The sequence below is a fragment of the Pseudomonas sp. FP1740 genome, from assembly GCF_030687165.1.
Lineage (GTDB): Bacteria > Pseudomonadota > Gammaproteobacteria > Pseudomonadales > Pseudomonadaceae > Aquipseudomonas.
In genome coordinates this window covers 6,185,777-6,200,347 of sequence record NZ_CP117461.1, presented here as the reverse complement: position 1 = coordinate 6,200,347, position 14,571 = coordinate 6,185,777, and the positions used below count along the sequence as shown (strand labels likewise).

Here is a 14,571-nt window from a genome sequence, read left to right as displayed (position 1 = left end):
CTCAGGGCGTATGCATTTGATTGGAGTAGTTATGGGTGATCGGCACGACTATGTGGCCCTCGAATGGGTCAAAGGCGAGATTGCCGAAACGCTGAAGCAGGCTCATCAGGCGATCGAAACCCTGATCGACGACCCGCAGGCGACGCACGCGCTGAGTGAGTGCCTGGCCTGTGTCCATCAGGTGCACGGCAGTTTGCAGATGGTCGAGTTCTACGGCGCTGCGCTGCTTGCCGAAGAGATCGAGCAGCTGACCAGCGCCTTGCAGCAGAACCGCATCAGCCATCGCGACGAGGCCATTCGTTTGCTGCTGCATGCCCTGGGGCAATTGCCGACTTACCTCGACCGGGTGCAAGGCGCCCGGCGTGACTTGCCGCTGGTGGTGTTGCCGCTGATCAACGACCTGCGCAGTGCCCGTGGCGAAAGCCTGTTGTCGGAAACCAGCCTGTTCAGCCCGCAACTCCCGGAACTGCCGCCCCTGAGCGAAGAAGCCCTGGCGCTGCTGGAGCCGTCCGACTTGCCGAATGTGCTGCGCAAGTTGCGGCAAATGCTGCAGATGGCGCTGGTGGGCTTGCTGCGCGAGCAGGATGACGAAACCCACTTGGCTTGCCTGGCCAGGGTTTTTGCACGCCTTGAAGGGCTGTGCGGCAATGCGCCGCTGAGCCCGTTATGGCACGTCGCTTCGGCGCTGGTCGAAGGCATGCGCAATGGCTCGATCGCCAACAGCCCCGCGTTGCGCAGCCTGTTCAAGGAGGCCGACAAAGAGCTCAAGCGTCTGCTCGAACAAGGCATGTCCGCGATCAATCAACCGGCACCGCCAGAGCTGCTCAAGAGTTTGTTGTTCTATATTGCCAAGGCCGAACACCCCACCGGGCAGATGCTGACCATGAAAGATCGCTACTCACTGGACGACGCGCTACCCGACAGTGCGATGGTCGATGAAGAACGGGCGAGGCTGGCCGGCCCTGATCGCGATGCCATGCGTTCGGTATTGGCGGCTTTGTGCGAAGAGCTGGTGCGGGTCAAGGAGCGCCTGGACCTGTTCGTGCGCAGCGACCGCCAGCACACCTCGGACCTCGAAAGCCTGCTGGCGCCCCTGCGGCAAATCGCCGACACCCTGGCGGTGCTCGGTTTCGGCCAGCCGCGCAAGGTCATCATCGATCAACTGGCGGTGGTGCTGAGCCTCGCCCAGGGCCAGCGCGAACCTAACGACGCGACCCTCATGGACGTCGCCGGGGCCTTGCTCTACGTCGAAGCAACCCTGGCCGGCATGGTCGGCACCGTGGAGCCGGAAAGCCAGGAAGACAGCCGTCTGCCGACCACCGACCTGACGCAGATCCACCAGATCGTGATCAAGGAAGCGCGTATCTGCCTGCAGCAGGCCAAGGACATGATCGTCGACTACATCGACGCCGACTGGGACCGTCAGCATTTGCAGCCGTTGCCGGCATTGCTGACCCAAGTGCGCGGTGCGCTGGCGATGATTCCGTTGGCCCGCGCGGCGAGCCTGGTCGAGGCCTGTAACGGTTTCATCCGCGAGCATCTATTGGTGGACCCGGGGCAGCCCGGCTGGCAGCAACTGGACAGCCTGGCCGACGTCATCACCAGCATCGAGTATTACCTGGAGCGCCTCAGCGACGACCCTGAAGCGCCGGGGGAACAACTGCTCGATGTCGCGGAAAAAGGTCTGGCCGCACTCGGCTGCTTCCCCAGCGAACAGCATGTGCCGATGCTTGAGGATGTGCTCAGCCCCAATGAAGCCCTGGTGATGCAGGACATGCAGGAACTGGACGACCCCGAAACCGTCCAGTCGTTGGCCGATGTACTGGCCAGCCCGGTGTCGTCCGTCAACCCGCCGGCACTGACGATGCCCGGTAGTCTGTTGCCGCCGCCCGCCGATGAACAACCGGTGGACGATGAACTGCGGGAAGTCTTCCTCGAAGAAACCGACGAGGTTCTGGAAATCCTCCAGGAATACCTGCCGCGCTGGTCGGCCAATCCCGACAGCACATCGGCTTTGAGTGAATTACGTCGCGCCTTCCACACCCTCAAGGGCAGTGGCCGGATGGTCCGCGCGTTGGTGCTGGGCGAGCTGGCCTGGGCGGTGGAAAACCTGCTCAACCGCGTGCTTGAACACAGCGTTGCACCTTTGCCTGCAGTGCAGCAACTGGTAGGCGATGCGCTGAAGTTGCTGCCGGAACTGGTGGCCGAGTTCGCTGCCAACGCCCAGCGCCAGCGCAACGATGTCGATCAATTGGCTGCCCGCGCCCATGCCCTCGCCAAGAGTGATGAGCCGCTGTCCGATGAGGACGCGCAGGATGTCGCGGCGCTCGATCCGCTGTTGCTGGAGATCTTCCGCAACGAAGCCGAAACCCATTTGAACAGCCTCAATCGCTTCCTCGATCAGGCCGCCGAGCACGTACCGCTGCAGGCCAGCGACGAGTTGCAGCGAGCCTTGCACACCCTCAAGGGCAGCGCCTCGATGGCCGGCGTGCTGCCGATTGCCGAGCTGGCGGCGTCGCTGGATCAACTGGCCCGGGAGTACAAGGCGCACCGGATTGCCCTCGACCTGGACGAAGTCGAGTTGCTGCTGGAAGCCGAAGGCTTATTCCGCCTGGGGCTGCGACAGCTCAAGAGCGACCCGCTGGCCGAAATCCCCGGCGCCCGTTCGTTGATTGAACGCACCCGGACATTGCTGGCCGAACATCTGCAAAGCCTGTCGAGCGCGCCCAACACGGGGCTGCGGATCAAGCGCGACCCGCAACTGATCAACAACTTCCTCGCCCAGGGCATGGACATCCTGCTGGACGCCGAAAGCCTGTTGCAGCGCTGGCAGCAGCATCCCGGCGAGCGGCAGGAACTCAGCGCGCTGCTGGATGAACTGACTACCCTCGGCGAAGGCGCGCACCTGGCCGATCTGCATCCAGTGGATGAGCTCTGCGAAGCGTTGCTCGATCTTTATGGCGCGGTGGAAGAAAGCAGTTTGGCGGTCAGCGACAGATTTTTCCACGAAGCACAAAGTGCCCACGAAGCGCTGATCAACATGCTCGATGAACTGGCCGCCGGCCAGGAAGTCACCGCGCAACCGCAGCGGGTGCGGGCCTTGCGCGACTTGCTGGATGAGAGTCTCGACCCATCCTCCATGGGCTTGATTCGCAGTGATGGCAGCCGCACCCTGAGCATTCGAGAACTGGGCAGCGCCACGGCCGAGCTGGAGCAGGCCGCGACTGAGGTAGATCTGGACGACGAAATCGTTTCGATCTTTCTTGAGGAAGCGGTGGATATCCTTGAAAGCGCCGGCCAGGCCTTGCAACGCTGGTTGAACGACCCGGAAAACGCCGCGCCGCTACTGTCTTTGCAGCGCGATTTGCACACCCTCAAGGGTGGTGCGCGGATGGCCGAGGTCGAGCCGGTCGGCGATCTGGCCCATGAGCTGGAAAGTCTTTACGAAGGCCTGGTGGACCGCCGTTACAGCCACAGCGAAGCGCTGGCGCAGTTGCTGCAACAGAGCCATGACCGACTGGCCGTGTTCCTCGAACAGTTGCAGCACAACCGTCCGTTGGGCGATCCGGGCGAATTGATCGAGGCCATTCGTGAGTTTCGTCTGGGTAATGCCGGCAGTGCCGAGGTGATCGAACCGGCGGCCAGCAACGACTCGCCGGGGCATGATCCCGAGCTTCTGGAAATCTTCCTCGAAGAAGGTTTCGACATCATCGAAAACTCCGGCGCGGCGCTGTTGCGCTGGCAGGCCGAACCATCGAATCGTCAAGAAGTGGAAACCCTGCTGCGCGACCTGCATACCCTCAAGGGTGGCGCACGAATGGTGGAAATCGCGCCGATCGGCGACCTGGCCCATGAGCTGGAATTCCTCTACGAAGGCTTGTCCGCCGGTGTGCTGCAACCGACCGCGGCGCTGTTCACGTTGCTGCAGAGCAGCCATGACCGACTGGCGCAGATGCTCGACGCCACCCGCGCCGGTGAGCCACTGCCACCGGCCGATCGGCTGATCGAGGCGATCAAGAATTTCAGCCATCCGGCGGTGCCCGAAACACCGACACCGGTGGCGATGCCCGCGGCGCCCAAAGCCGAGCCAGCCACGCTGCAACCCGAAGCCGTCGATACGGTCAAGGTCTCGGCGGAGTTGCTCGACGACCTGGTCAACCTGGCCGGGGAGACTTCGATCTTCCGTGGCCGTATCGAACAACAGGTTAACGATGCACGGGTGGCCCTGAGCGAGATGGAAACGACCATCGAGCGCATGCGCGACCAGTTGCGCCGCCTCGATACCGAAACCCAGGGGCGGATTCTCAGCCGTCAGCAAGTCGAGGCCGAGCGCCTGGGTTATGAAGAGTTCGACCCGTTGGAGATGGACCGTCACTCGCAGCTGCAACAGCTGTCGCGGGCATTGTTCGAGTCCGCCTCCGACCTGCTTGACCTCAAGGAAACCCTCGACCGGCGCAATCAGGATGCGGAAAACCTGCTGCAACAGCAGGGCCGCATCAACACCGAATTGCAGGAAGGCCTGATGCGCACGCGCATGGTGCCGTTCGAGCGGATGCTGCCACGGTTGAAGCGTATCGTGCGTCAGGTTGCCAGCGAGCTGGGCAAGGACGTGGACTTCGTCGTTGGCAACGCCGAAGGCGAGATGGACCGCAACGTCCTCGAACGTATGGCCGCGCCGCTGGAACACATGCTGCGCAACGCCGTCGACCATGGGCTGGAATCGGCCGAGGTGCGGATCGCGGCCGGTAAACCGGCCCAGGGCAAGATCACCCTCGACCTGTCGCGAGAGGGTGGCGACATCATTTTCGACATCTGCGACGACGGCGCCGGCGTGCCGCTGGACGCCGTGCGGCGCAAGGCGATCAAGCGCGGGCTGCTCGCCCCGGACAGCGACATCAGCGATCGCGACGTGCTGCAATTCATCCTGCAACCGGGGTTTTCCACCGCCGAGAAAATCACCCAGATCTCCGGGCGTGGTGTCGGCATGGACGTGGTTCACGAAGAAGTCCGGCAGCTCGGCGGGACCATGAGCATCGACTCGACTTCGGGGCAGGGCGTGCATTTCCGGATTCGCCTGCCGTTCACCGTGTCGGTCAACCGCGCGCTGATGGTGCAATGCGGGGAGGATCAATACGCGATCCCGCTGAACACCATCGACGGCATCGTTCGCGTGCTGCCCAACGAACTCGAAGGGCACTACCGGCTCGATCCACCGAGCTACGAATACGCCGGACAACGCTATGAGCTGTGCTACCTCGGCGATCTGCTGAAAACCAGCACGCGCCCGAAACTGCTGGGCCAGAGCCTGCCGTTGCCGGTGTTGCTGGTGCAGTGCAACGAACGTCACGTCGCGGTGCAGGTGGACGCCATGGCCGGCACCCGGGAAATCGTGGTCAAAAGCCTCGGCCCGCAGTTCGCCGCGGTGCAGGGTTTGTCCGGCGCGACGATCCTGGGTGATGGCCGGGTGGTGCTGATTCTCGACTTGCTGGCGCCGATCCGCGCGATGCAAGCGCAGGTGCCGCAACGGCCGGTGACACAGGACGTCGAGCCCGAGGCGCAACGGCCGTTGCTGGTGCTGGTGGTCGATGATTCGGTCACCGTGCGCAAGGTCACCAGCCGTCTGCTGGAGCGCCACGGCATGAACGTACTGACCGCCAAGGACGGTGTCGACGCCATGCTACTGCTGGAAGAACACATGCCCGATCTGATGCTGCTGGACATCGAAATGCCGCGCATGGATGGCTTTGAAGTGGCCACCCAGATTCGCGCCGACGAGCGCTTGCGGCATCTGCCGATCATCATGATCACCTCCCGCACCGGCCAGAAACACCGCGACCGCGCCATGGCCATCGGCGTCAACGACTACCTTGGCAAGCCATACCAGGAATCGGTGCTGCTCGACAGCATCGCCTGGTGGAGCAAAACCCATGCATGAACACCGATCCAGCAACCTCACGGGGTTGCTGCTGCCCCTGGCCGACCGCAACCTGATCCTGCCCAACGTTGCCGTCGCTGAACTCATCGATTACCAACCCGGCGCCTTCGACCTCGACACCCCACCGTGGTATCTGGGGCGGGTGACCTGGCGCGAACGGCAGATTCCACTGCTCAGTTTCGAGTCGGCGTGTGGCAACAAAGTGGTGATCGGGGAACGGGCGCGGATCGTCATCCTCAATGCCCTTGGCGGGCGGCCTGAGCTGAAGTTCATTGCGCTGCTGGTACAGGGAATTCCGCGCTCTTACAAACTCGACAGCCAGTTGAGCTATGTGGATGTGCCGTTGTGTTCCCTGGAAAAGGCGGCGGTGCAGGTGGGGGAGCAAGTGGCCAAGGTGCCTGACTTGCTCGCGCTGGAGGAACTGCTTGTAAGTGCGGGTCTGGTCTGACGGGATGATCGTTCCCACGCTCCGCGTGGGAATGCCTCTACGGACGCTCCGCGTTCGGCTTTTTGGGACGCAGAGCGTCCCGGGCTGCATTCCCACGCAGAGCGTGGGAACGATCATGACTTACTAAAGACCTGCCTGCTAAACCCCGGCCCGAGCCTTCATCTGCAACGACTCATGATGATCCAGCACCCGCTCCACCAACAACTGCACGCCATCGGCCAAACGGCTGAGCGCCAAGGCTACAGAGCGGCGTGAGCCTTCCACATCGTCCGCGAGGTCAGCAGCAATGGCGCTGATGGACAGCAGGTCTTCGGATGCATTGGCCAGAAGGGCTTCGGTGTCGATATCGGGGGAGACGTTGAAGAGCCGGGGCTTACGGCGTTTGGCCGGTATGTCGTGGGGTGACGGGAAGTAATGGGAGAAGGCGCGGTCGGCGGCTTCCTTCATTTTTTCTGCATCGAGTGATGCTTGGGAATCGACGCCGGTTTCCGGGGGATTGGGAGTAGCTTTGAACATAGTGAATCACCGTATAGGGTTGGAGCTGGCCCATTCGGTTTCCAAGACGAAGGGGTGACAGCTGTACGCAGGCTGGAAACCCGGGGTACGGCAACCCGGTCGACCCGAAGGTCTCCCGCGCACAGCCGCCATAACGGAGTGCACACTTTGAAAGGTGCGCAAGCATACGTTATGAAGGGCGCTTTGGCGCCAGTAACTCATCGGGGTTTCCAGTCCCGGTCGCTGAATTGGCAGCGACACACAAACGATAAAGATCAACGCAAAACCTCACCAGTCAGCGGCTTCCGGCATTGCTGTAGGCAGCGACGCACGACTGTGTAGCCTCACACCGTTCCTGCCGACAAACTTTTAAATACAAAACCTCAGGCTGTCGGACCTTCCTGTGGCGAGGGAGCTTGCTCCCGCTGGGTTGCGAAGCAGCCCCAAAACCTGCAACCGAGGTGTATCAGGTACACCGAGAACAATGGTTTTACGACTGCTTCGCAGCCGAACGGGGGCAAGCCCCCTCGCCACAAAGGTTTCTGCATTAGGTTGAAGATTCCCAAAAAGGGACCTATCGTTCCTTTTTTGGGACTTATCGGTCATTGCCGTGAAAAACCTGTCATTGAGCGAAGCCTTGTTCACCACCACCCAGCAAAAAGTGCTCGGCCTGCTGTTTGGTAAACCCGACCGAAGTTTTTACGCCAACGAGATCGCCCGCTGGGCTCAAGTGGGTAAAGGCAGCCTCATGCGCGAGCTGGATCGGTTGCAGCGGGCAGGCGTGCTGATCATGACCCGTCAGGGCAACCAGACCCACTATCAAGCCAATCCCGACTGCCCGATCTATGCCGAACTGCTGGGCATTGCCCGCAAAACCTTTGGTATTGCCGAGCCTCTGCGTCAGGCGCTGCAACCCTTTGCCGAACAGATCACCTGGGCATTTGTGTACGGCTCTATCGCCAAGGATCAGGCAAACGCATCCAGTGACATTGATCTCATGCTGATCGGCGAGGGCCTGCACTACAGTGAAGTGATGGAGCGGCTTATACCAATGGAGGAGCAGTTGGGCCGCGTCCTCAACCCGACGCTCTCCACCCCCGACGACTGGGCCGCAAAACTGGCGGCTGAAAATAGTTTTGTCGTGCGGGTAGCGCAGCAGGACAAGATCAATCTGATGGGGGGAAACCCTTTGGAGTCCAAGGATAGGCAGCAACGAGAACCTGGAAAACCTGTTACGTAGTGGTGGACTGAAGGCTGAGCCGCCGGATCGCAAGGAATGCGAAGGGCTGATGCGTTCGGCTGTGGATCGATTGAAGGACGCCCAAACGTCTTCACTTTCCTTCGCGAGTCGTTTCGACCTGGCATACAACGCTGCCCATGCCCTTGCACTGACGGCTCTTCGTTTGTGCAAACGCTATCTGGTGTTTCAGTGCCTGGTTCATACCGCTGATATTGGCAAAGTACAGGTTCGGCTATTCGCCCTGTGTCATGAGCGACGAAACCTGGCGGTGTTCGATCATTACGGTCAGCGTAACGATCCGTCTCTCTGCTTGATTGATGCCCCGCCCCCAACACTCCTAAGGTGACTCCCACGACAGCGAACCCGTGGAGTGGTCATGACAACAACAATATCCCCCGACTCGCGCTGGACGCGGCGGCGCAGCGAAAAGCAGCGGCGTCTCGAATTGGTGAAGGGGCTTGCCGATGGTGTGGTGTTGCCCACCGACAAGATCGTGGCGGCGCTGGAGGCGTTGATCTTGCCCGGCGACCGTGTGGTGCTGGAGGGCAATAACCAGAAGCAGGCGGATTTCCTTTCCCGCTCCCTGGCCAAGGCCGATCCGGGCAAGCTGCATGACTTGCACATGATCATGCCCAGTGTCGGGCGTTCCGAGCACCTGGACCTGTTCGAGCGCGGCATTGCCCGCAAGCTCGACTTCTCGTTCGCCGGTACCCAGAGCCTGCGCATCAGCCAGTTGCTGGAAGATGGCCTGTTGGAAATCGGTGCGATCCACACCTACATCGAGCTCTATGCGCGGCTGGTGGTGGACCTGATTCCCAACGTCGTGCTCTCGGCCGGTTTCATGGCCGACCGCGCCGGTAACATCTACACCGGCCCGAGCACCGAAGACACGCCCGCATTGATCGAACCGGCGGCCTTCAGCGACGGCATCGTCATCGTCCAGGTCAATCAACTGGTGGACGATGTCAGCGACTTGCCTCGCGTGGATATCCCCGCGTCCTGGGTCGACTTCGTGGTGGTGGCGGACAAGCCGTTCTACATCGAGCCGCTGTTCACCCGAGACCCACGGCACATCAAGCCTGTGCACGTGTTGATGGCGATGATGGCGATCCGCGGGATCTACGAAAAACACAACGTTCAGTCGCTCAACCACGGCATCGGCTTCAACACCGCCGCCATCGAATTGATCCTGCCGACCTACGGCGAATCCTTAGGTTTGAAGGGCAAGATCTGCCGCAACTGGACGCTCAATCCGCACCCAACCCTGATCCCGGCCATCGAAAGTGGCTGGGTCGAAAGCGTGCATTGCTTCGGCACCGAACTGGGCATGGAAAACTACATCGCCGCCCGGCCTGACGTGTTCTTCACCGGCCGCGATGGCTCCCTGCGCTCCAACCGGATGTTCAGTCAGCTCGCCGGGCAATACGCGGTGGACCTGTTCATCGGCGCGACCCTGCAAGTCGACGGCGACGGCCATTCCTCCACCGTGACTCGCGGCCGCCTGGCCGGTTTCGGTGGTGCGCCGAACATGGGCCACGACCCGCGTGGTCGCCGTCACGGCACGCCCGCCTGGCTCGACATGCGCCACACCGACGTGGCCGAACCGATGCTCGAACGCGGCAAGAAACTCGTGGTGCAGATGGTCGAGACCTTCCAGGAGGGCGGTAAACCGACCTTCGTCGAAACCCTCGATGCGATAGACGTGGCAAAGAAAAGCGGCATGCCGCTGGCGCCGATCATGATCTATGGCGACGACGTCACCCACCTGCTCACCGAAGAAGGCATCGCCTACTTGTACAAGGCCCGTTCCCTCGAAGAACGCCAGGCGATGATCGCTGCTGTCGCCGGGGTGACCGCCATCGGCTTGCGCCACAACCCCAAAGACACCGCGCGCATGCGCCGCGAAGGCCTGATCGCCTTGCCCGAAGACCTCGGCATCCGCCGCACCGACGCCACCCGCGAGTTGCTCGCAGCGAAAAGCGTGGCCGATCTGGTGGAGTGGTCCGGTGGCCTCTACAACCCGCCCGCCAAGTTCAGGAGCTGGTAATGCACGCATTCAACCTGCAACCGAAAACCCTCACCCTGGCTGAACGGCTGGCGGACCTGGCGGTGGACGCGCTGATCGACGAAGCGGACCTGTCGCCGAAACCGGCGCTGGTGGACCGTCGCGGCAATGGCGCGCACACCGATTTGCACCTCGGGCTGATGCACGCTTCGGCGTTGTCCCTGTGGCCGGCGTTCAAGGCAATGGCGGACGCGGCCATCGAGTTCGGTGAAGTCGGCCTGCCCCTGCGTGAAGCTGTCGGGTGCATTGGTCGTGAAGGCGAGCAAGTGATGCTCGCTACTACGGGCGGTGTGAACACCCATCGTGGGGCGATCTGGGCCTTGGGGCTTCTGGTCACGGCCGTCGCGCTGGAGCCTGAGTCCAGTGCCGCAAACTCTATCGCTTTGCGCGCTGCACGCCTGGCCTTGCTCGACGACCGTTACTCGCCACGTCCTTTAAGTCATGGTGCCCAGGTCGCCCAACGCTACGGCGTTCGCGGTGCCCGTGAAGAGGCGCAGCTTGGTTTTCCGGCGGTGCTGCACCGTGGTTTGCCGCAACTAAAACGCAGCCGTGCTGCAGGCTATGGCGAACAGAACGCCCGGCTCGATGCTCTGCTGGCGATCATGACGACACTGGCCGACACCTGCGTCCTTTACCGCGCAGGCGAACAAGGCCTGCACACCATGCAACTTGGCGCTCAAGCCGTGCTCGACGCCGGCGGCAGCGCCAGCCTCGCCGGTCGCCGTCGTTTGCATGAGCTGGACCAACAATTAATCGCGTTGAATGCCTCGCCCGGCGGCGCTGCGGACTTGCTCGCAGCCTGTCTGTTCATCGACCGCATCTCCACGCACGACGGCATCTTCCAGGGAGCGTTTTGATGGAAACCTTATCCTTTGAATTCCCTGCCGGGCAGCCGCCACGGGGCAGGGCGCTGGTGGGCTGTGTGGGCTCGGGCGATCTGGAAGTGCTGATCGAGCCGGGGCTGGCGGGCAAATTGACGATCCAGGTGCAGACCTCGGTCAATGGCAGTGAACAACGCTGGCAGCATCTGTTTGCACGGATGTTCGATGGCCAGACGCCGCCGGCGATGGCGATCGATATCCACGATTTCGGCGCCACCCCCGGCGTAGTGCGCTTGCGTCTGGAACAGGGCTTTGAGGAGATCGGTCATGACTGACAGCGCAGCGCTTCTCAACAAACATAGCTTCGTCGAACTCGGTGCGCGGCAACGCGCCAAGGCCTTGCTCGACGTTGGCACCTTCCGCGAATTGCTCGACCCGTTTCAGCGAATCATGTCGCCATGGCTGTCACGCCAGGGCGTAGTGCCGCAAGCCGATGACGGCGTGGTGATCGCCAAGGGCAGTCTCGGTGGTTTACCGGTGGTGATTGCGGCCATCGAAGGCGCGTTCCAGGGCGGCAGCCTGGGTGAAGTCGGCGGGGCGAAGATTGCCGGTGCGCTGGAGCTGGCCGCCGAGGACAACCGCAAAGGCATTCCCACCCGTGCCGTGTTGCTGCTGGAAACCGGTGGCGTGCGTTTGCAAGAGGCCAATCTCGGGCTGGCGGCGATTGCCGATATTCACGCGGCGATTGTCGATCTGCGCCAGTACCAACCGGTAATCGGCGTGGTCGCCGGCAGCGTTGGCTGTTTTGGTGGGATGTCGATTGCCGCCGGGTTGTGCAGCTATTTACTGGTAACCCAGGAAGCACGCCTTGGCCTCAACGGCCCGCAGGTGATCGAGCAGGAAGCCGGGCTTGAGGAATACGACTCCCGTGATCGCCCGTTTATCTGGAGCCTGACCGGCGGCGAGCAACGGTTCGCCAGTGGCTTGGTGGATCGCTATGTCGAGGACGACGTGGTGCAGATTCAGCAGCAGGTCGGCGAATTGCTCAAGCAAGGTTTGCCGGACCAACAACGTAGCTGTCAGGCCGAATGGTTCCTGCAACGACTGGCCCGTCTGGACGCCGAACCGCAAATCGAGCCGACGACGGTTCGCGATCTGTATCAAGGAGAGTGCTCATGAGTTCGTATTCCCTGAGGGGCCTGAACTGGTTCAACGCCTTGAGCGCCGGCGCGAAATCGGTCGAGGGTTTGCCGGCTTCGTTGAAAGTCGCCGACGCTGTATTGGGCGATCAGCCTGTGCGTTTTATCGCGGTGGTGGCCGACCCCGACAACCGCTTCGCCCGCGCCCGCAATGGCGAGGTTGGTCTGCTGGAAGGTTGGGGCCTGGCCAAAGCGGTGGATGAGGTGATCGAAGCCGATCGGGATAAACCGCACAAACGGGCGTTGATCGCCATCGTCGATGTGCCGAGCCAGGCTTACGGTCGGCGCGAAGAAGCCCTTGGCATTCATCAAGCCCTGGCCGGTGCGGCGGACAGTTATGCCCGCGCTCGACTGGCCGGCCATGCGGTGATCGGATTGCTGGTGGGCAAGGCGATGTCCGGGGCGTTTCTGGCTCACGGGTATCAGGCCAACCGGCTGATCGCGTTGCGCGATCCGGGGGTGATGGTGCATGCGATGGGCAAGGCGTCGGCGGCGCGGGTGACGTTGCGCAGCGTCGAAGAGCTGGAGGCGTTGGCCGCCAGCGTGCCGCCGATGGCCTATGACATCGACAGCTATGCCAGCCTGGGCTTGCTCTGGGAAACCTTGTCGGTGGAGCAGATCGAGCAGCCGACGACGGCGGATCTGGCGCGCGTGACGGAGTGCCTGAGCCAGGCGATTGGCGATGTCGCTGCCAACGGTCGCGATCTGAGCCGCCGCCTGGGGGCGAGTAACCGCGCCGCGTCGAGCAAGGTTCGCCAGTTGTTGAGAGCGCAGTGGTGAACAGGTTTCTGCCCCACGACCTGCTTTGGGGGATGACCCCGGAGCAGTTGCCTGCGGATGCGCCCGGGTGGGTGGTCGAATCGGTCGGCGCGGGTCAGCCGGTGGTGGTTCGGCGCGCGACGACTGCGCCGGGTCAAATCGCGGTCGGGGTGCGTGGGCGCTTGCGTGAGCAGCGTTATGCAACGTCGATGGTCGCTGCTGCGATTTCTCATCGGGTACAGCCGGAAGAGCTCTGCCATGTCGAGTCGACTCGTGACCTGCCGGCCCTGCGAACGCTGGCGCACCTGCGGCCGCTGCTCGACACCTGCGGTTGGGTGTGGGGTGTCAGCGGCAGCGCCGGGTTTGAATTGGCCAGTGGTTTTGCGGCACTCCATGAACGTAGCGATCTCGACTTGATCCTGCGTACTGCGCAGCCGCTGAGCCGATCTCAAGCGCAGGTGTTGATGATGCTGATCGGCACCGCCGAGTGCCTGGTGGACATGCAATTGCAGACGCCCAATGGCGCTGTCGCCCTGCGCGAATGGGCGGGTCCGTCGCAACGGGTTCTACTCAAGAGCGCCCATCAAGCGTGTCTGGTCTGCGATCCCTGGAACCCGCAGGAGCAAGCAGCGTGAGCAGCTTGCTGGTGTTCCCCGGCCAGGGCGCGCAACAACCGGGCATGCTCCATCGCTTGCCTCGGGAAACGCTGATCGAGGCGAGCGAGGTGCTGGGCGAAGACGTCTTGCTGCTCGATTCTGCCGAGGCGTTGCAGTCGACGAGGGCGGTTCAGTTATGCCTGCTGATCGCTGGAGTGGCTGCTTCGCGTCAATTATCAATGGCGCCGGATTATGTGGCCGGATTGTCCATCGGCGCCTACCCGGCGGCGGTGGTGGCCGGCGCCCTGAGTTTCAGCGATGCACTGCATCTGGTCAGCCTGCGCGGTGAACTGATGCAGCAGGCTTATCCTCAGGGCTACGGCATGACCGCGATCATCGGTCTGGAATTGGCGACGGTGGAAGGGTTGCTGGCGCAGGTTCACAGTGTTGATACACCGGTTTACCTGGCCAACATCAACGCCGATAACCAGGTGGTGATTGCTGGCAGTGATTCGGCGATGAAAGCAGTTGCCGACCTGGCGCGCAGCCGTGGCGCCGGTCTGGCCAAGCGTCTGGCGGTCAGCGTGCCGTCCCATTGCCCGCTGCTGGAAACACCGGCGAACACCCTGGCCGAAGCCTTCGCCAAGGTGCAATTGAAAACGCCGGCCCTGGGTTACCTGAGCGGCAGTCGAGCCCGGCCCGTCATCAACACGGATGCCTTGCGCGACGACCTGGCGTTCAACATGTGCCGCGTCGTCGATTGGCGCGGTACGGTGCAAAGCGCTTACGAGCGCGGCGTGCGTTTACAGATCGAACTGCCGCCCGGTGCGGTGTTGACCGGGCTGGCGCGCCGGGTGTTCGAGCAGGGCACCGTCATTGCCTTCGACGGTGCACGGCTCGATACCTTGCAGGCGCTGTTGCGTGAGGAGGGAGGCCGCCAACCCTAGACCACCGACTCAGGTTGCGAACTACAAAAACAACAATTTCGACGATGCACTTTGAGGACTACAACA

Annotated in this window: 12 protein-coding genes; 11 read left to right on the top strand and 1 reads right to left on the bottom strand. The window is 62.3% G+C overall.

Going from position 1 to position 14,571, the window contains the following annotated elements; translation table 11 throughout:
• Nucleotides 1-31 precede the first annotated feature (31 nt).
• Nucleotides 32-5,935, top strand: a complete 5,904-nt coding sequence (locus tag PSH69_RS27920; protein ID WP_305410391.1) for an Hpt domain-containing protein — start codon at nt 32-34, stop codon at nt 5,933-5,935.
• Complete coding sequence (locus PSH69_RS27915; RefSeq protein WP_019650236.1) at nt 5,928-6,383, top strand: chemotaxis protein CheW; 456 nt, start codon at nt 5,928-5,930, stop codon at nt 6,381-6,383. The genes PSH69_RS27920 and PSH69_RS27915 overlap by 8 nt, the downstream gene beginning before the upstream one ends.
• Before the next feature lie 138 nt (nt 6,384-6,521).
• Here PSH69_RS27915 and PSH69_RS27910 read toward each other — a convergent pair whose 3' ends face one another.
• Entirely contained in the window at nt 6,522-6,899 is a 378-nt protein-coding gene (locus PSH69_RS27910; protein WP_305410390.1) for a DUF6124 family protein, read from the bottom strand.
• 589 nt (nt 6,900-7,488) lie between these two features.
• Between PSH69_RS27910 and PSH69_RS27905 the strand changes: the two genes are divergently transcribed.
• The 9 genes from PSH69_RS27905 to mdcH are packed head-to-tail and all read left to right on the top strand — an operon-like array spanning nt 7,489 to nt 14,505.
• Nucleotides 7,489-8,118 (top strand): nucleotidyltransferase domain-containing protein, encoded by a 630-nt coding sequence (locus PSH69_RS27905; RefSeq protein WP_305410389.1) that lies wholly within the window; start codon nt 7,489-7,491, stop codon nt 8,116-8,118.
• Entirely contained in the window at nt 8,081-8,464 is a 384-nt protein-coding gene (locus PSH69_RS27900) for a hypothetical protein (protein WP_305412885.1), read from the top strand. Before PSH69_RS27905 ends, PSH69_RS27900 begins: the two co-directional genes overlap by 38 nt.
• 30 nt (nt 8,465-8,494) lie before the next feature.
• Entirely contained in the window at nt 8,495-10,165 is a 1,671-nt protein-coding gene (mdcA, locus tag PSH69_RS27895) for a malonate decarboxylase subunit alpha (RefSeq protein ID WP_305410388.1), read from the top strand.
• Nucleotides 10,165-11,040: a triphosphoribosyl-dephospho-CoA synthase gene (locus PSH69_RS27890; RefSeq protein ID WP_305410387.1), complete on the top strand. Its 876-nt coding sequence runs from the start codon at nt 10,165-10,167 to the stop codon at nt 11,038-11,040. The genes mdcA and PSH69_RS27890 overlap by 1 nt, the downstream gene beginning before the upstream one ends.
• Nucleotides 11,040-11,339 (top strand): malonate decarboxylase subunit delta, encoded by a 300-nt coding sequence (locus tag PSH69_RS27885; RefSeq protein WP_007941972.1) that lies wholly within the window; start codon nt 11,040-11,042, stop codon nt 11,337-11,339. The genes PSH69_RS27890 and PSH69_RS27885 overlap by 1 nt, the downstream gene beginning before the upstream one ends.
• A complete protein-coding gene (locus PSH69_RS27880; protein WP_305410386.1) occupies nt 11,332-12,183 on the top strand; it encodes a biotin-independent malonate decarboxylase subunit beta in 852 nt (283 codons plus the stop codon). The genes PSH69_RS27885 and PSH69_RS27880 overlap by 8 nt, the downstream gene beginning before the upstream one ends.
• Nucleotides 12,180-12,983, top strand: a complete 804-nt coding sequence (gene mdcE, locus PSH69_RS27875; RefSeq protein ID WP_305410385.1) for a biotin-independent malonate decarboxylase subunit gamma — start codon at nt 12,180-12,182, stop codon at nt 12,981-12,983. The genes PSH69_RS27880 and mdcE overlap by 4 nt, the downstream gene beginning before the upstream one ends.
• A complete protein-coding gene (locus PSH69_RS27870) occupies nt 12,977-13,597 on the top strand; it encodes a malonate decarboxylase holo-ACP synthase (RefSeq protein WP_305410384.1) in 621 nt (206 codons plus the stop codon). Before mdcE ends, PSH69_RS27870 begins: the two co-directional genes overlap by 7 nt.
• Nucleotides 13,594-14,505 (top strand): malonate decarboxylase subunit epsilon, encoded by a 912-nt coding sequence (gene mdcH, locus PSH69_RS27865; protein WP_305410383.1) that lies wholly within the window; start codon nt 13,594-13,596, stop codon nt 14,503-14,505. The genes PSH69_RS27870 and mdcH overlap by 4 nt, the downstream gene beginning before the upstream one ends.
• The last annotated feature ends 66 nt before the right edge of the window (nt 14,506-14,571 follow it).

Excerpts from the sequence above, each read along its gene's own strand:
- PSH69_RS27920 (WP_305410391.1), top strand. The coding sequence starts at position 32 with ATGGGTGATCGGCACGACTATGTGGCCCTCGAATGGGTCAAAGGCGAG.
- PSH69_RS27915 (WP_019650236.1), top strand. The coding sequence starts at position 5,928 with ATGCATGAACACCGATCCAGCAACCTCACGGGGTTGCTGCTGCCCCTG.
- PSH69_RS27910 (WP_305410390.1), bottom strand. The coding sequence starts at position 6,899 with ATGTTCAAAGCTACTCCCAATCCCCCGGAAACCGGCGTCGATTCCCAA.
- mdcA (WP_305410388.1), top strand. The coding sequence starts at position 8,495 with ATGACAACAACAATATCCCCCGACTCGCGCTGGACGCGGCGGCGCAGC.
- PSH69_RS27890 (WP_305410387.1), top strand. The coding sequence starts at position 10,165 with ATGCACGCATTCAACCTGCAACCGAAAACCCTCACCCTGGCTGAACGG.
- PSH69_RS27885 (WP_007941972.1), top strand. The coding sequence starts at position 11,040 with ATGGAAACCTTATCCTTTGAATTCCCTGCCGGGCAGCCGCCACGGGGC.
- PSH69_RS27880 (WP_305410386.1), top strand. The coding sequence starts at position 11,332 with ATGACTGACAGCGCAGCGCTTCTCAACAAACATAGCTTCGTCGAACTC.
- mdcE (WP_305410385.1), top strand. The coding sequence starts at position 12,180 with ATGAGTTCGTATTCCCTGAGGGGCCTGAACTGGTTCAACGCCTTGAGC.